Raw genomic sequence first — 22,692 nt, 5'->3', positions numbered from 1 at the left:
TTCGATCACACGTGCCGACCCTTCGCGCCCGGCCTGTCCCTAGCTCGCCGCCGCCACCAGCCGGGCGTACGAGCCGCCAGCCGACAGCAGTTCGTCGTGCGGGCCCAGCTCGGTAATGCGGCCGCCTTCGACCACCGCGACCCGGTCGGCCGCCGCGGCCGTGTGGAGCCGGTGGGCGATCGCGATCACCGTGCGTCCCGCCAGCACGCTGTTCAGCGACTTCTCCAGGTCCCGCGCCGAGCCCGTGTCCAGCAGTGACGTCGCTTCGTCGAGCACCAGCGTGTGCGGGTCGGCCAGCACCACCCTGGCCAGCGCCAGCTGCTGCGCGATCGCCGCGGGCACCGGGTGCTCGCCGGAGCCGAGCTTCGTGTCGAGCCCGTCCGGGAGCGACGCGGCCCAGTCCGACGCGCCCGCCGAGGCCACGGCCGCGAGCAGCTCGTCGTCCGTCCAGTCGCCGCCCTCGCGCCGCGCCGGCAGCGCCAGGTTCTGCCGCAGCGTCCCGGAGAACACGTGGTGCTCCTGGGTCAGCAGCAGGACCTCGCCGCGCAGCACGTCGTCGGCCAGCGCCGAGACGTCCTGGCCGCCGATCCGCACCGAGCCCGACGACGGCGCCGCGATGCCGGCCAGCAGCCGGCCGAGCGTCGACTTGCCCGCGCCGGACGGCCCGACGATCGCCAGCCGCTCGCCGCGTGGCACCCGCAGGTCGATGCCGTGCAGCACCTCGCGGTCGGCGGTGTAGGCGAACCGGACGCCGTGCACGTCGATGTCGCGCCCGCGCGGCACCTCCGTCACCTTCGGCGCGTCCTCCGTCGCGACCGTGTGGACACCGAGGATCCGGCGTGCCGCGGCCGCCGCGACCTGCAGGTCCTCCAGCCAGAACAGCGCCTCGTTGAGCGGCGGGGCCATCGCCTGCATGTACAGCAGCATGGTGGTGATCTCGCCGAGCCCGGCCCAGCCGCGCGTGTACGCGAGCAGCCCGAGCGGCAGCATGACCGCCAGCGGCGCCACGTAGCTGATCTCCAGCGACGGCAGCCACCGCAGCTGCAGCGCCCGCATCCGGCGTTCGCCGAGGATGCTCTGGTCCAGCGCGTCGTGCGCGGCGTCGATCCGCCGCCCGGTCAGCCCGAGCGCCTCGACCGTGCGCGCGCCTTCCGCCGTCTCGTGGACGCTGGTCGTCAGGTCCGCCCAGCGGTCCAGCATCCACTGCATCACCGGCGGGATGCGGCGCTGGTACCAGACGTTGACCGGCACCAGCAGCGGCACCGCGACCAGCAGGCCCAGTGACAGCAGCGGCGACGTCAGCACCATCGCGACGACCGTGAACACCACGGTCACCGCCGCGACCAGGATTTCCGGCGCCGCGAACCGCGCCGCGTGGTCGATCCGGCCGAGGTCGGTGGTGGCCCGGCTGAGCAGGTCTCCGGTGCCGGCCGCCTCGACGGTGCCGAGCGGCAGCTGCAGCGCCGTCCCGACGAACTCCTCGCGCGTCTCGGCCAGCACCAGCTCGCCGAACACCGCGCCGCGCATCCGCGCGATCTTCCGCGCCAGCGCCTGGAACACCAGGATCGCGACGAACGCCACCGCCAGCACATCGACGTGGGCCGTCGTCGTGCCGGCCGCGACGTCGTCGACCAGCGCGCCGAGCAGCTGCGGGCCGGCCAGCCCGATCAGCGTGGCCACGGCCAGCGAACCCAGCAGCAGTGCGAACTCGCGTTTGTGGGTCGCCGCCGTCTTCAGCGCCCAGCGGCGGACGTCCCGCCGGGACGCCGTGGGAAGCCGTTTCATACCGTCACTACCTTCGCCGTGAAGACTTCGTCCGCCACATGTGTCCACAAAGGACTCTGGCTGAACACCACCGTCGTCTTGCCGCGTCGCAGCGCGGCGACGCGTTCGGTGATGCGTGCCTCGGTGTGCGCGTCGACCGCCGACGTCGGCTCGTCCAGCACCAGGACGTCCGCGTCGGTCGCCAGCGCGCGGGCCAGGTTCAGCCGCTGCCGCTGGCCGCCGGACACCTCGCGCCCGCGCTCGCCGATCACCTCGTCGACGCCGTCGGGCAGTGCCTCGACGATGTCGTCGGCGTCGGCCGCGTACAGCGCTTCGGTGATGTCCACGCCGCTCGGTCGCGCCGGCGCCAGCTGCTCGCGCAGCACGCCGGAGAACCAGATGTCCTGGTTGTGCGCGTACACGACCCGCTGCCGCAGCTCCGCGAGCGCGACCTGGTCCGCGCGGACCCCGCCGACCAGCACGTCTTCGCCCTCGGCCGGGTCGGCGAACCGGGCCAGCCGGTCGGCCACCGCTTCCCCGCCGGCGCCGAAGTCGACGACCGTCAGCCGTCCGGCCGCGACGCGGACGCCGGACTCGGTGTCGACCAGCTCCAGCGGCCCTCGGGGCAGCGGTACCGGCGTCTCCGGGTCCGCCAGCTTCGGGCGGATGGCCAGCAGCGCGACGACCTTCCGGGCCGCGACCAGGCCGGAGGTGATCGAGCCGACCGCTTCCGTCGCGGTGGTGACCGGCCAGATCAGGAACGCCGAAACGCCGTAGAACGACACGAGCTGCCCGACGCCGATCTCCCCGGCCACGGCCAGCCGCGCCCCCAGCCAGGTGATCACCACGGTGACCAGGCCGGGCAGCGCGATCTCCGCCGCGGCCAGCCACGACTCGGCCTTGCCGACCTCGATGCCGGCCAGCCGCACCCGCCGGCTGGTTTCCCGGAAGCGGGCGAAGAACCGCCGCTCGCCGCCGATGCCGCGCAGGATCCGCAGGCCGGACACGATGTCGGCGCCGAGCGCGTTGACGTCTCCGCGCTTCTCGCGCTGCTTCGCCTTGCGATTCTGCAGCGGCGCCAGCAGTGGCCCGATGCCCAGCACCGCGACCGGCACGCCGATCAGCGCGACCACGCCGAGTAGCGGCGACGTCGAGACCAGCCACACCGCGACCACGACGAACGCCATCAGCGAACCGAACGCCCGGCTGGTGATTTCGACGGTGTTGCCGATGTGGTTGATGTCCGTCGTGCTGATCGCGACGAGGTTGCCGGTGGTCGTCTGCTCACGCAGGCCGGCGCCGACGCGGGTGGTGTGCGCCGACACCGCGCGCTGCGTCGAGCCGGCGCCGTGCAGCCACAAGCCGAAGTTGAGGAAGTGCAGCCAGGTCCCGGTCAGCGTCTGTACGACCCCGAGCAGGGCGGCGGCCAGCGCCCAGCGTCCGACGGCGGCGCCGTCGTGCGCGCTGACCGCACCGATGCCCTGGCCGACCACCAGCGGCAGCAGCGCGCCCGGCAGCGCCCAGACGACACCGATCGCGGCCGCGCCGAGCACCGTGCCCAGCCGGGCACGGAAGACGGCGAGCAGGAAGCGGCTCGCGCTCGGCCGTGCGGGCAGCCGCAGCGGCGGAAAGGGATACGTGGCGGAAAGCACGATTTCCGACGGTAAGCCGAGGCTCGTGCGAAGGCGACCGATTTTCCGGCCGCCGAGTCCGAAGGCACCCCCGGTGCTCGGGTCGCGCACCGGCCCCGCCGGTCGGCTTTTCCCGGCCGGAGTGCCTTCGCCGCTCGGCCCTGCCCCGGCCCGAGTGCCCTCGCCGCTCGGGGGACCCCCGGTTTCGACGTTACTCGAGGGGACCGACAATTCCGGGCCCGCGCACCGGAGTTGTCCCCAGGGCGCACCCCCGCGTCCCAGGCCGCATCGGGGCGTCCGGGCCGGTCGCGATGTCGGCTCGGTCACACCGGCCGCGGGCCGTCCGATTTCGACGGCCCACCGTCCGGGGCGCCCGGGCCCGGCACGTATCCTGGCGGCCGTGGCGAACCCTGACACGGACACCGTGACCAGCACCGTTGACACCACCGAGCGCGCCGGGGCGACCCCGGACCACACCCAGCCGTATCGCGAGCTCGGGCTCGCCGACGACGAGTACGCCCGCATCCGGGAGATCCTCGGCCGCCGGCCCACCGACGCCGAGCTGGCCATGTACTCGGTGATGTGGAGCGAGCACTGCTCCTACAAGTCCTCGAAGAAGCACCTGCGCTACTTCGGCGAAACCGCCACCGACAAGATGAAGGCCAAGATGCTGGCCGGCATCGGCGAGAACGCGGGCGTCGTCGACATCGGCGAGGGCTGGGCGGTCACCTTCAAGGTGGAGAGCCACAACCACCCGTCCTATGTGGAGCCGTACCAGGGCGCGGCGACCGGCGTCGGCGGCATCGTCCGCGACATCATGGCGATGGGCGCGCGGCCCCTCGCCGTCGCCGACGCGCTGCGCTTCGGCCCGGCCGACGCCCCCGACACCAAGCGCGTGCTGCCCGGCGTCGTCGCCGGCGTCGGCGGCTACGGCAACTGCCTCGGCCTGCCGAACATCGGCGGCGAGCTGGTGTTCGACCCGTCCTACTCGGGCAACCCGCTGGTGAACGCGCTGTGCGTCGGCGCGATGCGCGTCGAGGACCTGCACCTGGCGTTCGCGTCCGGTACCGGCAACAAGATCATCCTGTTCGGTGCCCGCACCGGCCTCGACGGCATCGGCGGCGTTTCCGTCCTGGCGAGTGACACCTTTTCGGGTGACGAGTCGGCGTCGGGCCGCAAGAAGCTGCCGAGCGTCCAGGTGGGCGACCCGTTCACCGAGAAGGTGCTCATCGAGTGCTGCCTCGAGCTGTTCGCGCAGAAGCTCGTCGTCGGCATCCAGGACCTCGGCGGCGCCGGGCTGTCCTGCGCGACGTCGGAACTGGCCGCGGCCGGCGACGGCGGCATGCACATCTACCTCGACCGGGTTCCGTTGCGCGCCACCGGGATGACGCCGGCCGAGGTGCTCTCCAGCGAGTCGCAGGAGCGCATGTGCGCGGTCGTTTCGCCGGAGAACGTCGAGGCTTTCATGGCGGTCTGCCGCAAGTGGGACGTCATCGCCACCGACATCGGCGAGGTCACCGACGGCGAGCACCTGGTCATCACGTGGCACGACGAGGTCGTCGTCGACGTCCCGGCGCACACGGTCGCCCACCAGGGCCCGGTGTACGACCGGCCGATCGAGCGTCCGTCCACTCAGGACGCCCTGATCGCGGACACGTCGGCTTCGCTGCCTCGTCCGTCCACTCCGGACGAACTGCGCGCGGACGTACTGCGGTTGATTTCGTCGCCGAACCAGGCGTCGAAGGAATGGGTGACGTCGCAGTACGACCGGTACGTGCGGGGGAACAGCGTGCTGGCCCAGCCGTCGGACTCGGGCATGATCCGGATCGACGAGTCGAGCGGCCGCGGCGTCTCGGTGGCGACGGACTGCAACAGCAAGTTCGTGTACCTGGACCCGTACCGCGGCGCGCAGCTGGCGCTGGCGGAGGCGTACCGCAACGTGGCGACGGGCGGCGCGACGCCGGTCGCGGTGTCGGACTGCCTCAACTTCGGCGCCCCCACCGACCCGGGCGTGATGTGGCAGTTCGAGCAGGCGGTGCACGGCCTCGCGGACGGCTGCGTCGAGCTGGGCATCCCGGTGACGGGCGGCAACGTGAGCTTCTTCAACCAGACGGGTTCGACGGCGATCCTCCCGACACCGGTGATCGGCGTCCTCGGCGTGATCGACGACGTGACCCGCCGCATCCCGACGGGCATCGGCGCGGAGGCGGGCGAAACCCTGCTGCTGCTGGGCGAAACGCACGACGAGCTGGACGGCTCGGCCTGGGCCCGCGAGCTCCACGGCCACCTCGGCGGCGTTCCGCCAAGGGTCGATTTGGCCCGCGAGAAGCTGCTGGCGGAGATCCTGGTGGCGGGTTCCCGCGACGGAATGATCTCGGCGGCCCACGACCTTTCGGACGGCGGCCTGATCCAGACGCTGGTCGAGACCGTCCTCATCGGACAGTGCGGCGCCCGGGTGTTCCTGGACAGCGACCAGGACCCGTTCGTCCAGCTGTTCTCCGAGTCGGCGGGCCGAGTGCTGGTGGCGGTCCCGCGCACGGAAGAGCTGCGCTTCACGGAGATGTGCACGGCCCGTGGCCTGCCGTGGCGCAAGACGGGTGTGGTGGACCCGGAGTCGGGCACGCTGGAGCTGCAGGACATCACGGAGTTCACGCTCGACGAGCTGCGCGAAACCTGGGAGCGTACTCTCCCCGCTTTGTTCAACTGACCCGGAAACCCGACTTGTCCACAGGCCGGCTCGATTGTGGACAAGTCGGGGCTTCCGAGGCGATTCCAGGGTTTTCGGCAGACCCCACCGGTAGACTGGACTTGGGGACGCCCCCCAGGGAGGGCGGGGGTTCCGGCAAGGTCGTGTCGTTGCAGGCAGCGCAGAGCACTCAATGGACCCACCACCCCGAAGCCGGATTGTGACTACGGCCGGCAGTACCGCGTCAAGGCGGGAAAGCGTGCCTTGACCCGGCACTACCGTCCGTGTTCTGGCTTCGTATCGGGGTTGCGGGGAGGGGGCTGGGTGGGGCGCCGGTCATGCCGTCAGCGCGTCGAGCACACTGGCGAGGCGCCTGCAAAGAGGCGCTACGACTTTGCCGGAACCCTGCCAGGGTGGGCAGGGGAAGTTTCGCGACGGGCAGGGCCCCGGCAAAGTCGTTTCTGCAGTTCAGAGGCTGATTTGTCGGAAGAGGCTGCGCGAGTACGCATGTCGGCGCCCATGCCTGGGAGCGCCTGTTCGCTCACCGGTGTGCGTGGCGGCCGCTGCTGCGGTGTCTTGAATGACTCATTCAGGGCTTGGGAGGTCCTGAATGAGTCATTCAAGACCTCCGGCGAGCGGCCGATCCGCGAACCGGGCGGGACTTTGCCGGCCCCCCGGGAACGGGTGGGGGATGCAGTGAAGCCGGACCGCTCCGCCGGCCGACGACTGTCCGGACGTCATGAACGACTCTTTCCTGTCGTCGGACCCGGATCCACCGGTGAATGTGCTGGCTGGGGGTATGTCGTAAACGGGCAGATGCCCTCTGACCTGGGATGATTGTTCTTGTCTAGGGAACAAACAGACCTTAAGTGAGAGGGCATCTGCTGGATGCGAGCATCTCATACCTGGGGCAGGGTGGCGGCGAGGTTCGACGATCAGAGCGTCGTGTCCCATGCCGGGCTGCTGCCCTTGCTGCGACTGGCCGAGAATGTCGGCTTCGCCGATCTGGCGGCCGAACGGATCAGGATCCCTGGTCCGGCTGGTGCGAACCCGAGCGCGAAGCTGCTCTCGATCGTCGCGGGCATGGCCGCGGGCGCGGACAGTATCGACGATCTGGATGTGCTGCGGGCCGGCGCGATGCACCGGCTGTTTCGCGGGGTCCGGGCACCGTCGACGCTGGGGACGTTCCTGCGCGGGTTCGACATCGGCCACGCCGGTGCGTTGGAGGCGTTCGCCGCGCAGGTTCTGATCCGCCTGGCCCGGGCCACCGGCGGGCGGTTGCTGCCCGGGGTGGGTGAGTACGCGATCCTGGACGTGGACTCGAAGATCACCCAGGTCTACGGTCACGGCAAGGTCGGTGCGAACCGCGGCTACACCCACGTGCGGGGCTACCACTTCCTCGCCGCCACGTTGTCCACCCCGATCGCGGCGCCGGTGCTGCTGGCGACCCGGCTGCGCGGCGGGCAGGCCGACACCCGCCGCAACGCCACCTCGTTTGTGGAGCAGGCACTGCGGACCGCCCGTGGCTGCGGCGCCACCGGGAACCTGCTGGTGCGTGCGGATTCCGGCTACTACGTCTGTTCCCTGATCCACGCCGTCATCGCGGCGGGGGGCCCGGTTTTCGATCACCATGCGCCAGCATCCCGGCCTGCAGCCGGTGATCGAGGGCATCGACGAGCACGCCTGGACCCCGATCACCTACGCCACCCCGGTATTCGATCAGGACACCGGGACCTGGATCCACACCGCGCAGGTCGCCGAGACCAGCTACACCGCCTTCACCAACTCCACCGAACACCCGCAAGGCCCCATCTCCGCCCGGCTGATCGTGCGCCGCTACCGCGTCGAGACCCGCAGCGAACAGGGCGAGCTGTTCCCCGTCTGGCGCTACCAGGCCATCTTCACCAACACCGGCCTGAACACCGTCGATGCGGAGAAACAGCACCGCGGCCGGGCCGGCACCATCGAGCAGGTCTTCGCCGACCTCAACAACTCCGCCCTGGCGCACTTCCCCTCCGGGCAGTTCCACGCCAATCAAGCCTGGCTCACCCTGACAGCCCTGACCCACAACCTGCTGCGCACCCTCGGTGTCCTGGCCAGCCAGGCGCACGCCCGGGCCCGCACCGCCACCCTCCGCCGTCAGCTGATCGCCGTTCCCGCCCGCGTCACCCGCACCGCCCGCACTCTCACCCTGCGGCTCCCGCAGAACTGGCCCTGGCAGGACAGCTGGCTCGGCCTGTTCACCAGCACCGCAGGGCCACCACCGCTCCGCTGAGCCCCTGCCCCGACGACCGGAGACCTCACCGTGGACGAGCTGGACCAGCCAGCACGATCCAGCACGCCCACCACCCACAACAAGATCAACAACCCAGCCCCAAGATCACCAAAAATCACATCGGTGGATCCGGGTCGGACGAGGTGAAAGAGTCGTTCACGACATCGCAGCGGCGCCCACCACGCACTTCCGGAGTCCCGGCACAAGACTTCGCCGGACCCCTCCGCTCAACCCGCCTTGGCGACGATCCGAGCTTCATCGTCGCGGAGTTCCTCGATGGCCCAGCTCGCCGGCAGCCGGATCTCCTTCTCCGTGCGCACCCGCGTGTTGTACAGCGAGACCGCGTCCGGCAGCGAAGCGAACCGCAGGTCCGCCTGCCCGCTGAAGCAAGTCCGCCGCAGGTCCAGTGAATCGAGCACGGTCACGCCCTGGAAATCCGCGTCCCGCGCGAACTTCGCGTCTTTGAACGTGGTCGGCCCCGCGAACGTCGTGTTCGTGAAGTCCGCCAGCTCGGCGAAGCCGGTGCCGCTGAACCACGCGTGGCCCTCGAACCGGGCGCCCTTGCAGCGGAACATCCCGATCAGCCTGCCGGATCCGGTGCCGGCGCCGGTGAAGTACGCCTTGCCCGTGAACACCGCGCCGCTGAGGTTCGTGCTGCTGTAGAGGCTCGCGTAGCGGAGCCAGAGGTCGCCGACCCGGCGCTTCGACAGGTCGAAGTACTCCAGCGTCGCGCCCGTCAGGTCCAGGTCGAAGGACTGCGCCGACGTTTCGGACGCCGGAGGCAGCAACCCGACCACCAGCCGCTGCGCCGTCAGCCGGACCGTCAGCTCCCGCTCCTCCTCAGGGCTGCCCTCGTCGTCGCTGTCGTTCTTCGAGTCGTTCTTGTACCGCGGGTGCTTGAACGGCCGGCGCAGGTACGAGCACAGCACGTCCAGCACCGTCTGCGTGTATTCCGGCCGGCTGCGCGCCAGGCCCGCCAGCGCGTGCAACGCCCCGACCCGCACCTGGTCGGCCGCGTGCCCGAGCAGCTCGACGGCCTTCGCGAACCGCTCGTCGGCGACCCGCTCGCGGTCCTGTTCCGCGCGCTGCGACTCCAGTTCGTGCCGTCGCCGCTCGATGTCCTGGCGTCGTTCCTCGACCCGGCGCCGCCGGTCGTTCAGCCACAGCGCGTACAGCGCCACGATCGCGCCGCCGGCGAGGCCGCCGGTCTTCAGCGCGTCACTGCGGCTGGTGGCGGGGTCGGTCAGCAGCCAGCCGCCGACCCCGAGCAGCAGCGCCAACGACGCCAGGAACGTCCACGCCAGCGGTGATCGCCACAGCTTCACCGGCTCAGGAAACCAGCATGGTGCTGATGCAGAAACCCTTTTCGTCGAAGTTCGTCGCGCTCAGCGTGCCCTTGACCGGCTTGCCGGCGGCGGTCCCGGTGACCTGGCCCTCGGCCAGGTACTCGTCGTCCGGCACCTCGCCGAGCCGCAGCTGCAACGGCGGCTTGAGGAACGTCCTGAGCCACGAGTCGAGCAGCCGCTTCGAGTTGGCGCAGCCCAGGGCGACCGCGCCGGCGTTGTCACCCGCGTTGAGCTTGTCGATGAAACCCTGCAGCACGGCCTTGGCGTCCGAGCCGCCGCCGGACGTCGACGGCTTCGTCTTCGGCGCCGACGGGTTGGCGGACGTGCTCGGCTGCGGGGCCGCGGCGGTGTTGTCCTTCGACAGGAAGAACCCGGGCGTGACGAAGCCCGTGACACCCACCAGGGCGAGCACGACGACCACGGCGGCGCCGACGGCGATCCACATCCCGGTCCGGCTCTTCTTCGGCGGCGTCGGCGGCCCGCCGAAACCCTGCGAATAGCCCCCGGTCGCCGGGTCCCAGCCGGACACCTGGCCGCCCGCGTTCGGGGTCCACGCCTGCTGGCCGTACTGCTGCGCGTTCGGATCCGCCCAGGCCGACTGCTGTGCGTTCGGATCCGCCCATTGCTGCTGCTGCGCGTTCGGATCCGCCCACGCCTGCTGCTGCGCGTTCGGGTCGCCCCACGCCTGCTGCTGCGTGCCGGGATCTCCCCACGCCGGCTGCGGGTTCGCCGGGAACCCGCCGGAAGGCGGCGCGTACCCCTGCTGACTCGGGTCCCAGCCCTGCGGGTACTGCTGCGTCGGGTACGGCTGCTGCTGCTGGTTCGGGTCCCACCCGCCCTGCTGCGGGAAACCGCCGGACTGCGGCGGCCGGCCGTACGGATCGGGCTGACCGGGCTGTCCCGGCTGAGGCGGGTACGTCATCTTTCCATGCCTTCCGGGCGTGGGGAGTCAGTGCGCTTCCGACGTCCGGCAGGCGGAAGCGGTTCCCCCCGGACGTGGCAGCGGCATTCTGCAATGCTCGGACGGTACGGCATGAAACCGGCTCCGGGCCCGCGACGATGCGAAGTCGTCGCGGACCGGAGCCGGGCCGGGAGCGGGGCGGGTGTGGATCAGCCGGTGGCGAGGGCCTGGAGCCGGTCGTAGGCACCGTTGAAGGTGTCCTGGTCGAGCGGGCTCGAGGTGTACTGCCAGACGGTGTAGAAGCCCCAGTTGTAGGGCAGGGTGCCGACCGAAGACGAGTACCGCGCGACCCACAGCGGGGCCGTGCTGGAGAAGTCACCGCTCACGCACTGACCCCACCAGTTCGCCGACGTGTAGATCACCGGCCAGCGCCCGGTCAGGGCGTGGTAGGTGTCGTGGAAGTCGAGGATCCACGACGTCATCCCGGCTTTGCCCAGCCCGTAGCAGGTCGCGCCGTACGGGTTGTACTCCATGTCCAGCGTGCCGGGCAGTGTCCTGCCGTCCTTCGACCAGCCGCCGCCGTGGGCGACGAAGTACCGGGCCTGGGCCGCGCCGCTCGAGGTGTTCGGGGTGGCGAAGTGGTAGGCGCCGCGGATGAAGCCCTGGTTGTAGGAGCCGTTGTACTGCTGCGCGAAGTACGGGTTGGTGTAGCTGGTGCTCTCCGTGGCCTTGGTCCAGACGAACCGCTTGCCTTGGTTCCACCAGTTCGCCCAGTCGACATTGCCCTGGTAGCCGGCGACGTCCATGCCGGCCACGGTGGCCAGCACCTGGTTCGGGATGGCCTGGGCGGGCTGCGGCTGCTGCGCCGCCCGCTGCGTTTCCGGTGTCGACTTGTCGCCTTCGACGCGCCGGATCTGGGACCCCAGCTCGTGGTCGTGCTGCGCGATGTCCGCGTTGATCGCGGACACCGGGTCGACCTCGGGGGAGAACGTCGTCGCCTGGGCCGTGCCGCCGAGCAGGAGCAGCGTGGCCGGGACGATCAGGGCAGCGCGGAACCGCCCTCTTCGGGGAGTGGACATCATGAAATCCCTTCACAGATACCCTCGCTGAGAGCGGCTTACTGCAGGTAGCCGCCCGCGCACGATTGTTGAGGACGAAGTGGCGTTTGTCACTCAGTTCCGTGAAATTGGGTATACGTGTGGGTGATTTTCCCGGGAAGTCGATCTTCAATTGGTCAGCGGTTAACACTTATTACTGGACCGCGGCCGGTCGGCCGAGGGCCAGGGCGAGCAGCCGGTCGGCGCCGCCGTTGAACCAGTTCTGGTCGCCGGGCAGGGTGCCGCGATCGGCGAACTGCCAGATCGTGTGCACGCTCCAGCCGGCGGGGAGCTCGCCGATGAAGGTGTTGTACCGGGCGATCCAGAGCGGGTTGCCGCCGAAGCCGCCGTTGTTGGCGGTGCACCGCTTCCACCAGCTCGTCGACGTGTAGATCGCCGGGAACCGGCCGGTCGCCGCGCGGTAGGTGTCGGAGAAGCCGCGGATCCAGGCGACCATGCCCGCCGCGTCCTTGCCGTAGCAGGTCTCGCCGTAGGGGTTGTACTCCGCGTCGAGCGCGCCGGGCAGGGTCTTGCCGTCGGCCGACCAACCGCCACCGTGGGCGAGGAAGTACCGCGCCTGCGACGCGCCGTCGGAGACGTCCGGCCGCGCGAAGTGGTAGGCGCCGCGGACCAGGCCGGCGGTGTAGGAGCCGTTGTACTGCTGCGCGAACTGCGGGTTGACGAAGCCGGTGCCCTCGGTCGCCTTGACGTAGACGAACTTGGCGCCCGCCCCCGCTGCGCCGGGCCAGTCGACCGGGCCCTGGTGCCCGCTGACGTCGTGCCCGAGCTGCTGGTCGCTGCCCCCGTACGTCAGGCCGGGTACCGCGTCGACGCCTTCCACCTTGGCGATCTGCGAACCCGCGTAGTGGCCTTCGGCGCCGGCGTAGACGTCGAGGGCCTTCGCCGGCGCCTGCCCTGCCACGAGGAGGGTGGCGGCGAGGACGGCGGCGAAGGGCAGCGAACGACTTCTTACCAACGGCACAGCACCCTCTTGCTCCCCACCGGTCTCATGAGACTTCTTCAGCCTCACGATGCACCCGAGTCGCCGGATCGGCGACTCGGGTCGTCACTCGGTGGAGTGAAACCCGCAGGTCAGCGCTGTTCTTCGGTGATGGCCTTCAGCAGGTGCTCCGCCGGCACGACGGCCGTGATCAGGTCGTGCGGGTTGATCGCGACGGGGTGCCCGCCGAGCAGGCCGACGATGTCCCGGCCGAGCACGGCCCGCGCGTGCGGCCACTCGCGCGGCACCAGCGCCTTGCGGGTGTACGCGGGCACCATGACCCGGCCGTCGGTGTTGTGGAAGCCGATGACGGTCCGCTGCACCGGCGACATCGCGTAGACGAACAACGTCGAGTCGAGGACGATCTTCGGCAGGTCCGACGGCGGGCGGTGCTCGGTGCGGACGAGCTGTAGCAGCTGCTCGAGGTCGTTCGCCGGCTCGGGGAAGCCGAGCGCCTTGGGCGAGGGGCGGTAGCGGTCGTTGGGGTGGAAGTCGGCGACGACGTCGCCGGCCGCGTTCACCGGGTAGGCGCCGACGACCGCCCACGACGGCACCGGGCCGTTCGGGTCGAAGGCCTCGTCGATGACGTAGAGCCAGCTGTTGGGATTGGCACGGGCGTTCTCCCGCATCTCCGCGGTGATCTCGGGTGTGCCGTGCTTGCCTGAGCGCCGTGCCTGCCGGCCTTCGCGCCGCGCGGCGCGGTTGTGCTTGCCATGCCTGCCGGGGCGATCGGCCCCGCTTCCGGTGGGCTGCTGCGAAACCGTCCGATCCGCGTCGTCCCGCTGCGCCATCGTCATCCCCACGTTCTCGGGTGTGCCTGCGAACTCTTGGTGCGCCACTCTACTGTTTGCCCATGGCCTCTTCGCGTTCGGTCGACCCCGGACAGTTACGCGCGGCGGTGCTGGTGATTTCCCCGTGGTTGCAGGGCGATGCGCCCGATCCGGCGCGCGCGGAACTGGCCGCGGCGGTCCGGCTCAGCCTGCGGGCGCTGGCGGCGGACGCGCCGGGCCGGGCGGTCGAGGTGCGGGTGCCGCCGTTCGCGGCGGTGCAGTGCGTCGAGGGCCTGCGTCACACGCGGGGCACCCCGCCGAACGTGATCGAGACCGACCCGCGGACGTGGCTCGAACTGGCCACCGGGCGACTGGACTGGACCACGGCCGTGGCGGACGGCCGGGTGTCCGCGTCGGGCACCCGGGCCGACCTTTCCCACTGGCTCCCCCTCGTCCGGCTCTGACGGACGGGTGCGTGGGTTACGGCTTGCGGCCGATTCCGCCGGCGATGGTCCGCTGGGCGACGTTGAGCTCCTTGAGCCGCGGGCCGTCCGGCCACCAGTCGGCGCACCGGACCACGCCCGGGGGCACCATGTCGAGCCCGGGGAACAGGCCCTCGATCTCCTTCTGTGTGCGGAACGTGCCCGAGCCCATCGGGCTGTGCAGGAAGAAGTCCTCCATCCGGCGGGCCGTCGCGGAGTCCTCGTCCTCCGGGTCGAAGAAGTGCGACACCGCCACGAACGAACCCGAGGGCAGCGCGTCGACGTACTCCTTCATGATCTCCGCCGGCCGCTCGGACGGGCCGTTGAAGTGGTGCAGCGTGCCCATCTGGAGGAAGGCGATCGGCTCCGAGAAGTCGATGTGCTGCCGGACGACCTCGTTCTCGAGGATCCGCTGCGGCTCGAAGATGTCCTCGGCGACGAAGTGGGTGTTCTCGTTCTCTTCGAGCAGCGCACGGCCGTGGGCGAGCACGACCGGGTCGTTGTCGATGTAGACGACCTGGATGTCCGGGTTGATCCGCTGGACGACCTGGTGGGTGTTCTCGGCGGTCGGCAGGCCGGAGCCGCAGTCGAGGAACTGGGTGATGCCCGTCTGGCTCGCGAGGAAGCGACAGGCCCGGATGAGGAAACCCCGGTTTTCGAACGCCAGGTCCTGCGCTTCCGGGGCGGCCTTCTGCACCTTGTGCAGGACCTCCCGGTCGATCTCGTAGTTGTCCTTCCCGAGCAGGAAGGCGTCGTACACGCGCGCGATGCTCGCTCGGGTCGGGTCGACCCCCACGGGAACTCGTTCGGTCCGGGTCGCGGCGTCGGGCATTTTGAACCTCGCAAGTTCTGTGTCGAAAGTCTCGTGCTCTACGTACAGTAGGACGGTGCGCGCACGCGGTAAACCGGGTCACCCCTTTGCGCAGGACGGGTTAACGTGTACTTTCGGTAGTCGGGTTAGAACCCCCTGGTGATATGAGTGCGGAAGGTCCGGGAATGAACGCGGTGAACGCGGCCGGTGGCGAACAGAACATCGGCCCGACGGCCCGCCGGATGATCCTGGGCTCGCAGCTTCGCCGACTCCGTGAAGAGGCGGGCATCACCCGCCAGCAGGCCGGCTACAACATCCGCGGGTCGGAATCCAAGATCAGCCGCCTCGAGCTGGGCCGGGTCGGGTTCAAGGAACGCGACGTCACCGACCTGCTGACGATGTACGGGGTCGAGGACTCGACGGAGCGCCAGACGTTCCTCGACATGGTCAAGCAGTCGAACGAGCCAGGCTGGTGGCGCCGCTTCGGCGACACCATGCCGAACTGGTTCACCGACCTCGTCGGCCTCGAAGAAGCCGCCGCGCGCATCCAGATCTGGGAGCCGATCTACGTGTCGGGCCTGCTGCAGATCGAGCCGTACGCGCGGGCGATCTTCAGCCACGGCCGTCCGGAGATGGCCGACGAGCGGGTCGACCAGCTCGTCGCGCTGCGGATGCGGCGGCAGAAGATGTTCAGCAGGCCGGACGCGCCGCGCGTGTGGATGGTGCTCGACGAGTCGGTGCTGTACCGCCCGATCGGTGGCATGAAGGTTCTCAAGGAGCAGATCGAATACCTGCTCGAGATGAGCGCGCTGCCGCACGTGTCGGTTCAGGTGCTGCCGTATTCGCGCAGCGGGCTGTCCGCCGAACACGCGTTTTCGCTGCTGCGGTTCGGTGAGCCGGAACTGCCGAACATCGCGTATGTCGAGTACCTGACCGGTGCGCACTACATCGAGAAACGCGAAGAGATCGAAAAGTACAGCCGCGCGCTCGACATGCTGGCGGTCGACGCGGAGACGCCGGAACGGAGCCGGACTTTGCTCGCGAAGCGTCGGCAGGAGATCTAGAAAGTCCTGGTCGGGCCCTGATTCGACAGCTTGTCAATGCCGCTGAGCGGTAACTCGCCGTAGCTATTAGTCCGATCGGGTATGTGCCTGTCACTCGATCGCTTAACCGCGACCTCGTGATTCTTTACCGTCCGAGAACTTTGCAAGAAATTCTGCACGTGCATTTACCGTTGCAGTCACACGTGCTAGCCTCGGATACGCGGGCAAATGCACATGCAGATGCATAGCCCGCAGCAGATTTCCGCATCGAGAGGTGGGACCATGGCTGAGCGATTCGAGAACGGCATCCCGGCCGATCGGCTCTCCGGCGCCCAATGGCGCAAGGCGAGCTACAGCGGCGCGGTGGGCAACTGCGTCGAAGTGGCACCGCTGTCGAACGGTGAGATCGCGATGCGCAACTCGCGGTTCCCCACCGGCCCCGCGCTCGTGTACACACGCGCGGAAATGGCGGCGTTCCTGGCGGGCGCGAAGGACGGTGAATTCGACGATGTCCTCGGCTGAGGCCGTCGCCCCCGCCATCGACATCGAAACCGGACTGCAGGAGCTGGTGGCTCGCGGCTACCAGTTCGTCCACCCCGCCGACGAGCACGGCGAAGTTCTCGCCGTCGTGGGCGTGCGGGTGCATGACGACGTGGTGGACGTGGTCCGGCTGAACGCCGAGGACGACGTCGTGGCGACCCGGATGCCCGGCACCGAAGAGAACATCTTGGAGCCGGAGCGGTGGCTGTGGCGCCGCCGTGGCGAAGGCGCACAGGTCCTCGCGGAGATCCTCTCGCTGTCGGATGCGTGCTAGGGGTGAAGACTTGCGGGCCCCGTCCGAAGTGGTCAGTGCCACGTCGGGCGGGGCCTGGCTCATGACCGGACCGTCTACACTCGGAACCGGCCTGACCACGTCTTCCCAGGAGCTCCTCGGTGGTTTCCGACCCGCAAGTCGTGTCCGACCAGCCCGACCCGGAACCCCGCGAGGAGTGTGGCGTCTTCGGCGTCTGGGCTCCCGGGGAAGAAGTCGCGAAGCTGACCTACTACGGCCTCTACGCCCTGCAGCACCGGGGCCAGGAGGCGGCCGGCATCTCCGTCTCCGACGGCTCGCAGATCGTGGTCTTCAAGGACCTCGGCCTGGTCAGCCAGGTGTTCGACGAGCAGATCCTGCAGTCGCTGCAGGGCCACATCGCCGTCGGGCACTGCCGGTACTCGACCACCGGCGCGACCATCTGGGAGAACGCGCAGCCGATCTTCCGCACCACCGCGACCGGCAGCGGAATCTCCTTCGCGCACAACGGCAACCTCGTCAACACGGCTGAGCTGCGTGAACGCACCATCGCGGCGGGCCTCAAGCCGCACGCCGGCCTCACCGGCTCGTCCAGCGACTCCGACCTGATCTGCGGCCTGCTCGCCGCGAACGCCGCCGACAAGGGCATCGAGGCGGCCGCCGTGGAGCTGCTGCCCACCCTCAAGGGCGCCTTCTGCCTGGTGTTCGCCGACGAGAACACGCTCTACGCGGCCCGCGACCCGCACGGCGTGCACCCGCTGGTGCTCGGCAGGCTCGAGCGCGGCTGGGTCGTCGCGAGCGAGACGGCGGGCCTCGACATCGTCGGCGCGTCGTTCGTCCGCGAGGTCGAGCCGGGCGAGCTGATCGCCATCGACGCCGCGGGCCTGCGCTCCTCGCGGTTCGCGAACCCGGACCCCAAGGGCTGCGTCTTCGAGTACGTCTACCTCGCCCGCCCCGACACCACGATCGCCGGCCGCGGCGTGCACGCCACCCGCGTCGAGATCGGCCGCCGCCTGGCCACCGAGCAGCCGGTCGAGGCCGACCTGGTGATGCCGGTGCCGGAGTCGGGCACCCCGGCCGCGATCGGCTACGCGCAGGGCTCCGGCATCCCCTACGGCACCGGCCTGGTGAAGAACGCTTACGTCGGGCGCACGTTCATCCAGCCGTCCCAGACCATCCGGCAGCTGGGCATCCGGCTCAAGCTGAACCCGCTGCGCGACGTCATCCGCGGCAAGCGCCTGGTCGTGGTGGACGACTCGATCGTCCGCGGCAACACCCAGCGCGCGCTCGTCCGCATGCTGCGGGAGGCCGGCGCGCTCGAGGTGCACGTCCGGATCGCGTCGCCGCCGGTCCGCTGGCCGTGCTTCTACGGCATCGACTTCGCGTCGCGGGCCGAGCTGGTCGCGAACGGCGTCGACCTCGACGGCATCCGGCGCTCGATCGGAGCCGACTCCCTGGGCTACATTTCCCTGGACGGCCTGGTCGCGGCCACGGAACAGCCGAAGTCGCGGCTGTGCACGGCGTGCTTCTCCGGCGAGTACCCGATCCCGCTCCCGGAGGACGCGCTGATCGGGAAACACCTGCTCGAAACCCTCGACGCGGTCAATGGCGCGGCGACCCCCGTCAGCCCCGCCGGGTACGGTGCCGAAGACGCCGTCCGGCGTCCCTGAGTTCCTTCCAGTAGGGAGTCCGTCCACCGTGAGCGAGTCCACGCGCGCCACGTACGCCGCCGCCGGCGTCAGCATCGACGCCGGCGAGCACGCCGTCGAGCTGCTCAAGCCGCACGCCGAGCGGGCGACGCGGCCCGAGGTCATGGGTGGTGTCGGCGGTTTCGCCGGGCTCTTCTCCCTGAGGCTCGACAAGTGGAAGGAGCCGGTGCTCGCGTCGTCGACCGACGGCGTCGGCACCAAGATCGCGGTCGCGCAGGCGCTGGACAAGCACGACACGGTCGGCATCGACCTGGTCGCCATGGTGGTCGACGACCTGGTCGTGACCGGGGCCGAGCCGCTGTTCCTGCAGGACTACATCGCCGTCGGCAAGGTGCACCCGGAGAAGATCGCCGCGCTGGTCGGCGGCATCGCCGAGGGGTGCGTCAAGGCCGGCTGCGCCCTGCTCGGCGGGGAGACCGCGGAGCACCCGGGGATGATGGGCGAGCACGACTACGACATGTCGGCCACCGGCGTCGGCGTCGTCGAGGCGTCCCAGCTGCTCTCGCCGGAAAAGGTCCGTCCGGGTGACGTCGTGCTGGCCCTCGGCTCGTCGGGATTGCACTCGAACGGGTACTCCCTGGCCCGGCACGTGCTGCTGGACATCGCCCGGATGCCGCTCGGCGGGCACGTCGAGGAGTTCGGCCGCACCCTCGGCGAGGAGATGCTGGAGCCGACGCGGATCTACGCGAAGGACTGCCTGGCGCTCGCCGCCGAGACCGAGGTCCGGACGTTCGCGCACATCACCGGCGGCGGCCTGGAGTCGAACCTGGCCCGCGTCATGCCGCGCGGCCTGGTCGCCCGGCTCGACCGCGGCACCTGGACCCCGGCGCCGGTGTTCGCCCTGATCGGCCAGCGCGGCAAGGTCGAGCGGGCCGAGCTGGAGAAAACGTTCAACATGGGTGTCGGCATGGTCGCGATCGTCGGTGCCGAGGACGTCGACCGGGCGCTGGCCATGCTCACCGCGCGACACGTCCCGGCCTGGGTGCTGGGCGACGTCCAGCCCGCCGGTGACGTCGACGGCCCGCGCGCGGTGCTCTCGGGCGACCACCCGCGGTTCTGAAACGTACTTGATCGCGGCTGTCACACTGGTTGACGTGGCAGCCGAAGACGTGGTGATCGGCTCCCGGTTCGTGATCCCGGGAGCCGAGTTGAGCGAGCGCTTTTCGCGGTCGTCCGGCCCGGGCGGCCAGGGCGTGAACACCACGGACTCGCGGGTGGAGCTGTCCTTCGACGTCGCCGCGTCGCCGTCGATCCCGGAGCACCTGCGTGACCGGGTGCTGACCGGGCTCGGCTCGCGGCTGGTCGACGGCGTCCTGACGATCGCCGCCAGCGAACACCGGTCACAGCTGCAGAACCGTGAGGCGGCGCGTGGCCGCTTGGCGAACCTGCTGCTCGACGCGTCGGCACCGCCGCCCGCCAAGCGACGCCCCACGAAGCCGTCCCGCGGTTCGAAGGAGCGCCGCCTGGCGTCGAAGAAGCGCCGGAGCGACGTGAAACGAGGCCGCTCCGGCCGCTTCGAGGATTAACCCAATGACAGGTGCACGCACTCGCCCGCCGGCCGGTAGCCGACGCGGGCGTAGATGCGCCCGATCCCGGCGTCACCCGGGGTCAGGAACGCGGTGTGCGCGCCCTTCGCGAACGCGTCGCGGGTCAGGAACGCGGTGAGCGCGGCGGCGAGCCCGCGTCCGCGATGGGTGCCGAGCACGCCGATGCCGGCGATCTCCGTGGTGCTGTCGACGATTTCGAGGGCGACCCCGCCGGCGACGACCTCGCCGGTGACCAGGTCCTCGGCGAGTGCCGAAGTGACTCCCGCCGCCTTGCTCTTCTCCGCCCTTTCGGTCTCTTCTTCGGTGACTTCGGCTGGTTCGCCGTACGCGCGGTTCTGCGCCGAGCGCATCCGCCGGTAGTCCTCGCCGGACTCCGGTTCGCGGATGGCGTAACCGCTCGGTGCGGGACGGCCGGTGAACCCGGCCGGCGTGCAGGTCATCAGCGCGACCCGTCGTTCGAGCGCATACCCCGCTTCGACCAGCAGGTTCTCCAGGTCGGGGGCGACGTCGGTGAAGTACTCGAGCCGCGGGAGCAGGTCCCGCCGCCGGTACGCCTCGGTCAGCGCGTCGATCTCGGTCGCCGTCGGCTGCGCGCCGTCGTCCGGGATCGCGTAGTTGAGCATCGGGTGCGCCGTGCCCGGCGAGTAGGTGGCGAGGAACGGGCCGACCCGCTCGGTCGCCCGGCCGCGCGGCGCCGTCTTGCGGACATACGTCTGGATGGCAGACATTCGAGCCTTTCGAAAAGCACGTCAAGGAACCGCAACCCTCGAAAACGGGTCTGCGGGCAGGTCGCTGGGCGTCGGGCCTAGCGGAGGCCGACGCCGGAGACGGCGCCAGGCATAGGCGGTCATTCCTTGACTCGAAGGAGGCTCTTCTTCCGCGATGATCGCACGGCCCGCAACCGGTTTACTGGCGTTCCGGGTGCGCGATGGCCGCGTAACGCGTGTCCCACACCGACCGCGGCACCCGCAGCGTGAGCGCCGGGGCTTCGCAGATCGTGCGGCGAGGCGCCGGGATCACCACCGGGACCGGCGGTGGCACGTCGAGCGAACGCCAGCCGCGGCGGCTGAGGGCCGCCCCGAGCGCCGCGCCCGCCGCGTTCAGCAGGACGTCGTCGGTCGACGTCACCCGGCCGTCGTGGATCAGATATTGCGTACCTTCCACCAGCACCGATGCGATCAACGCGGCCAGCGCGACCCGCGGCAGCGCCCGCAGGCGGCGGATCCGCAGCGGGAGCAGCGCGCCGAGCGGGCTCAGCAGCAGGACGTTGCCGACCACCTGCCAGAGTGAACCGTCGCTGCTGAAAGCCGCGGTGATGTCCGCACCCGGCACGAGGTCGAGCGTGCTGCCGGCGGAGTCGCCCACGGGCATCGTGACCAGGAAGAACACCAGGAAAGCGGCGAAGAAGACAGCGCAGTCGACGCCGGCGGACGCGGTCGCGTAGCGGGCGGGTAGTCTTCGGCGGCGCCGGGCCGCGAGCAGTGGCCAGCCGAGCAGCGCGTACGGCAGCGCGATGGCGGAAACCGGAATCATCCCCCAGAAGGCGCGCAGCAGAGCATCCATGCGCCTCCCTTCTCGAACCCCTCAAGATCGACAATGCGCGATGAAAGTGACCCCTCCCAAGATCACCTTCGCATCACAAGATCGACTCGGCATTCTGAGCGGACCGCACTATTCGGTGATCTTTCCGGTGGCGCCGGTTGTCTTCCCGTGGTTCGGTCAGCGGGTGCACTGTCCACAGTGGAGGCTGTGGACAACCTGTGGATGAATTCGCGCGAGAAGTGCGAAAGTGTTGTGCTGCAAGGAAAGAGCGCGAAGCGGACCTGTGTACTACTTCGCGGCCAGTTCGAGCGCCTGCTCGAGCAAGGTCTGCAGGTGCAGGCCGCGCCGGACGTCGCAGGGGTGCGTCGTCGTGCCGCTCGCGATCATCGCGGCGAAGTCGTCCAGCAGCGCGGTGTACGACTCCTGCGCCGAGCCGGGCTTGCGCCCGAGCGTCCGGTAGCCGTGCTGTCCCCAGACGGCGACCTCGACGACGGTCGGCTGCACCGGCAGCCGCAGGGAGAGCGTGGCGGTGCTGATCACGCCGCCCTCGTGGGCCAGCATCAGGTGCCAGAGGTCGCCGGGGCTCCGCCGAGCCGCCACGACGTCGGTGATCGGGCCGAGCGCCGCGTCCAGCAGGTCGAGCGCGTGCGGGCCGATGTCGTACAGCGCGCCGCCGTCGTCCTGGCGCCACTCCGACGCCGCGTACTGGCCGCCGAGCAGGGCCCCGGACAGCCAGCGCGCCCCACCGCCCGCCCAGCCGCCCGCCTCGGCGAGGCCGGCGAGCCACTCCTGGGTCTGCGCCGCGTAGCGCAGGGTCAGCACGACGAGCGCGGCGACGTCGGCGGACGCGACCGCGTCGGCCAGCCGTTGCGCGCCGTCGAGGTCGGCGGCGATCGGCTTCTCCAGGATCAGGTGCTTCCCGGCTTCGGCCGCGCGCACGCCCAGCTGCGCCTGGATCGACGGTGGAACGGCGAACGCGACCGCGTCCACCTGCTCGAACAGCTCCTCGACGCTGCCCGCGGCGGTCGTGCAGTGCGTCTCCGCAAGCGCTTGCGCCGCCTCCGGCCGCCGGGCCCAGACCGCGGTCAGCGCCGTGCCGGGGTGATCCGCCAGTCCGGGCGCGTGCACCGTCGCCGCCCACGGGCCGGCACCGATCAGGCCGACGCGCAGCTGTCCGTCCGCGATGAGCTGTCCCACGGCCGCAGTCTAGGTGTGTCCCGCGTCGCGCCGGAACCGCACCTCGGCAGCCGCCGACGTGGTGACTGTGCCGATCATTACTAATCCGACCACAGTCACGG

At 70.2% G+C, this 22,692-nt stretch carries 20 protein-coding genes and 1 pseudogene; 10 read left to right on the top strand and 11 right to left on the bottom strand.

The window, feature by feature from the left end; translation table 11 throughout:
* Nucleotides 1-39 precede the first annotated feature (39 nt).
* Together A3CE_RS0121885 and A3CE_RS0121880 are read right to left on the bottom strand one after the other, a co-directional pair.
* Entirely contained in the window at nt 40-1,785 is a 1,746-nt protein-coding gene (locus A3CE_RS0121885) for an ABC transporter ATP-binding protein (protein WP_020642250.1), read from the bottom strand.
* Nucleotides 1,782-3,416, bottom strand: a complete 1,635-nt coding sequence (locus tag A3CE_RS0121880) for an ABC transporter ATP-binding protein (protein ID WP_026468729.1) — start codon at nt 3,414-3,416, stop codon at nt 1,782-1,784. The genes A3CE_RS0121885 and A3CE_RS0121880 overlap by 4 nt, the downstream gene beginning before the upstream one ends.
* 379 nt (nt 3,417-3,795) lie before the next feature.
* Here A3CE_RS0121880 and purL point away from each other — a divergent pair, with 379 nt between their 5' ends.
* From purL to A3CE_RS59315, 3 genes and pseudogenes are all read left to right on the top strand, one after another.
* Nucleotides 3,796-6,102, top strand: coding sequence for a phosphoribosylformylglycinamidine synthase subunit PurL (purL, locus tag A3CE_RS0121875; RefSeq protein ID WP_020642248.1), 2,307 nt, complete (start codon nt 3,796-3,798; stop codon nt 6,100-6,102).
* 867 nt (nt 6,103-6,969) lie between these two features.
* Nucleotides 6,970-7,617: pseudogene (locus tag A3CE_RS59320) on the top strand (transposase); the annotation flags it as partial.
* Between the two features lie 94 nt (nt 7,618-7,711).
* Complete coding sequence (locus A3CE_RS59315) at nt 7,712-8,356, top strand: transposase (RefSeq protein ID WP_020642246.1); 645 nt, start codon at nt 7,712-7,714, stop codon at nt 8,354-8,356.
* Between the two features lie 227 nt (nt 8,357-8,583).
* Here A3CE_RS59315 and A3CE_RS0121865 read toward each other — a convergent pair whose 3' ends face one another.
* The 5 genes from A3CE_RS0121865 to A3CE_RS0121845 all read right to left on the bottom strand — a co-directional run bounded on the left by A3CE_RS0121865 (nt 8,584) and on the right by A3CE_RS0121845 (nt 13,497).
* Nucleotides 8,584-9,681, bottom strand: coding sequence for a pentapeptide repeat-containing protein (locus tag A3CE_RS0121865; protein WP_020642245.1), 1,098 nt, complete (start codon nt 9,679-9,681; stop codon nt 8,584-8,586).
* 4 nt (nt 9,682-9,685) lie between these two features.
* The gene (locus A3CE_RS0121860; RefSeq protein WP_020642244.1) at nt 9,686-10,624 is read right to left on the bottom strand and encodes a hypothetical protein; all 939 of its coding nucleotides are present in this window, start codon (nt 10,622-10,624) and stop codon (nt 9,686-9,688) included.
* 188 nt (nt 10,625-10,812) lie between these two features.
* The gene (locus tag A3CE_RS0121855; RefSeq protein ID WP_020642243.1) at nt 10,813-11,682 is read right to left on the bottom strand and encodes a lysozyme; all 870 of its coding nucleotides are present in this window, start codon (nt 11,680-11,682) and stop codon (nt 10,813-10,815) included.
* Between the two features lie 172 nt (nt 11,683-11,854).
* On the bottom strand, nt 11,855-12,682 hold the full coding sequence (locus A3CE_RS0121850; protein WP_020642242.1) for a lysozyme: 828 nt from the start codon (nt 12,680-12,682) through the stop codon (nt 11,855-11,857).
* A gap of 110 nt (nt 12,683-12,792) precedes the next feature.
* Nucleotides 12,793-13,497: a type VII secretion system-associated protein gene (locus A3CE_RS0121845; RefSeq protein ID WP_020642241.1), complete on the bottom strand. Its 705-nt coding sequence runs from the start codon at nt 13,495-13,497 to the stop codon at nt 12,793-12,795.
* A gap of 56 nt (nt 13,498-13,553) precedes the next feature.
* Between A3CE_RS0121845 and A3CE_RS0121840 the strand changes: the two genes are divergently transcribed.
* The gene (locus A3CE_RS0121840; protein WP_043790989.1) at nt 13,554-13,934 is read left to right on the top strand and encodes a sterol carrier family protein; all 381 of its coding nucleotides are present in this window, start codon (nt 13,554-13,556) and stop codon (nt 13,932-13,934) included.
* A 16-nt stretch (nt 13,935-13,950) separates the two neighbouring features.
* On the opposite strand, the gene A3CE_RS0121835 is transcribed toward A3CE_RS0121840, so the two are convergent.
* Nucleotides 13,951-14,748 carry an SAM-dependent methyltransferase gene (locus tag A3CE_RS0121835; protein ID WP_020642239.1) on the bottom strand — a complete coding sequence of 266 codons (798 nt, stop codon included), beginning with the start codon at nt 14,746-14,748 and terminating at the stop codon, nt 13,951-13,953.
* A 200-nt stretch (nt 14,749-14,948) separates the two neighbouring features.
* Here A3CE_RS0121835 and A3CE_RS0121830 point away from each other — a divergent pair, with 200 nt between their 5' ends.
* The 6 genes from A3CE_RS0121830 (at nt 14,949) to arfB (ending at nt 19,831) form a co-directional block, all read left to right on the top strand.
* A complete protein-coding gene (locus A3CE_RS0121830) occupies nt 14,949-15,827 on the top strand; it encodes a helix-turn-helix domain-containing protein (protein ID WP_020642238.1) in 879 nt (292 codons plus the stop codon).
* 261 nt (nt 15,828-16,088) lie between these two features.
* On the top strand, nt 16,089-16,328 hold the full coding sequence (locus A3CE_RS0121825; RefSeq protein ID WP_020642237.1) for a DUF397 domain-containing protein: 240 nt from the start codon (nt 16,089-16,091) through the stop codon (nt 16,326-16,328).
* Nucleotides 16,315-16,620, top strand: a complete 306-nt coding sequence (locus A3CE_RS0121820; protein WP_020642236.1) for a hypothetical protein — start codon at nt 16,315-16,317, stop codon at nt 16,618-16,620. The genes A3CE_RS0121825 and A3CE_RS0121820 overlap by 14 nt, the downstream gene beginning before the upstream one ends.
* A gap of 119 nt (nt 16,621-16,739) precedes the next feature.
* Nucleotides 16,740-18,266 (top strand): amidophosphoribosyltransferase, encoded by a 1,527-nt coding sequence (purF, locus tag A3CE_RS0121815; RefSeq protein ID WP_020642235.1) that lies wholly within the window; start codon nt 16,740-16,742, stop codon nt 18,264-18,266.
* Nucleotides 18,267-18,294: 28 nt separating this feature from the next.
* Nucleotides 18,295-19,365, top strand: a complete 1,071-nt coding sequence (purM, locus tag A3CE_RS0121810) for a phosphoribosylformylglycinamidine cyclo-ligase (RefSeq protein WP_020642234.1) — start codon at nt 18,295-18,297, stop codon at nt 19,363-19,365.
* A 49-nt stretch (nt 19,366-19,414) separates the two neighbouring features.
* Nucleotides 19,415-19,831, top strand: coding sequence for an alternative ribosome rescue aminoacyl-tRNA hydrolase ArfB (gene arfB / locus A3CE_RS0121805; RefSeq protein ID WP_026468726.1), 417 nt, complete (start codon nt 19,415-19,417; stop codon nt 19,829-19,831).
* Here arfB and A3CE_RS0121800 read toward each other — a convergent pair.
* From A3CE_RS0121800 to A3CE_RS0121790, 3 genes are all read right to left on the bottom strand, one after another.
* Nucleotides 19,828-20,580: a GNAT family N-acetyltransferase gene (locus tag A3CE_RS0121800; RefSeq protein ID WP_020642232.1), complete on the bottom strand. Its 753-nt coding sequence runs from the start codon at nt 20,578-20,580 to the stop codon at nt 19,828-19,830. The two genes, arfB and A3CE_RS0121800, sit on opposite strands and share 4 nt — an antisense overlap.
* Before the next feature lie 178 nt (nt 20,581-20,758).
* Nucleotides 20,759-21,415: a VanZ family protein gene (locus A3CE_RS0121795; RefSeq protein ID WP_020642231.1), complete on the bottom strand. Its 657-nt coding sequence runs from the start codon at nt 21,413-21,415 to the stop codon at nt 20,759-20,761.
* A 267-nt stretch (nt 21,416-21,682) separates the two neighbouring features.
* A complete protein-coding gene (locus tag A3CE_RS0121790; RefSeq protein ID WP_020642230.1) occupies nt 21,683-22,591 on the bottom strand; it encodes a Gfo/Idh/MocA family protein in 909 nt (302 codons plus the stop codon).
* Between the last annotated feature and the right edge of the window lie 101 nt (nt 22,592-22,692).

The sequence above is a fragment of the Amycolatopsis balhimycina FH 1894 genome (assembly GCF_000384295.1).
Lineage (GTDB): Bacteria > Actinomycetota > Actinomycetes > Mycobacteriales > Pseudonocardiaceae > Amycolatopsis > Amycolatopsis balhimycina.
The sequence above is the reverse complement of the archived record's forward strand: the minus strand, read 5'-3'. Positions and strand labels throughout refer to the sequence as shown.

What these genes read in the sequence shown, in the direction of transcription:
- A3CE_RS0121885 (WP_020642250.1), bottom strand. Translation starts at nt 1,785, where the DNA reads ATGAAACGGCTTCCCACGGCGTCCCGGCGGGACGTCCGCCGCTGGGCG.
- A3CE_RS59315 (WP_020642246.1), top strand. Translation starts at nt 7,712, where the DNA reads ATGCGCCAGCATCCCGGCCTGCAGCCGGTGATCGAGGGCATCGACGAG.
- A3CE_RS0121860 (WP_020642244.1), bottom strand. Translation starts at nt 10,624, where the DNA reads ATGACGTACCCGCCTCAGCCGGGACAGCCCGGTCAGCCCGATCCGTAC.
- A3CE_RS0121855 (WP_020642243.1), bottom strand. Translation starts at nt 11,682, where the DNA reads ATGTCCACTCCCCGAAGAGGGCGGTTCCGCGCTGCCCTGATCGTCCCG.
- A3CE_RS0121845 (WP_020642241.1), bottom strand. Translation starts at nt 13,497, where the DNA reads ATGACGATGGCGCAGCGGGACGACGCGGATCGGACGGTTTCGCAGCAG.
- A3CE_RS0121840 (WP_043790989.1), top strand. Translation starts at nt 13,554, where the DNA reads ATGGCCTCTTCGCGTTCGGTCGACCCCGGACAGTTACGCGCGGCGGTG.
- A3CE_RS0121830 (WP_020642238.1), top strand. Translation starts at nt 14,949, where the DNA reads ATGAACGCGGTGAACGCGGCCGGTGGCGAACAGAACATCGGCCCGACG.
- A3CE_RS0121825 (WP_020642237.1), top strand. Translation starts at nt 16,089, where the DNA reads ATGGCTGAGCGATTCGAGAACGGCATCCCGGCCGATCGGCTCTCCGGC.
- A3CE_RS0121820 (WP_020642236.1), top strand. Translation starts at nt 16,315, where the DNA reads ATGTCCTCGGCTGAGGCCGTCGCCCCCGCCATCGACATCGAAACCGGA.
- A3CE_RS0121800 (WP_020642232.1), bottom strand. Translation starts at nt 20,580, where the DNA reads ATGTCTGCCATCCAGACGTATGTCCGCAAGACGGCGCCGCGCGGCCGG.
- A3CE_RS0121795 (WP_020642231.1), bottom strand. Translation starts at nt 21,415, where the DNA reads ATGGATGCTCTGCTGCGCGCCTTCTGGGGGATGATTCCGGTTTCCGCC.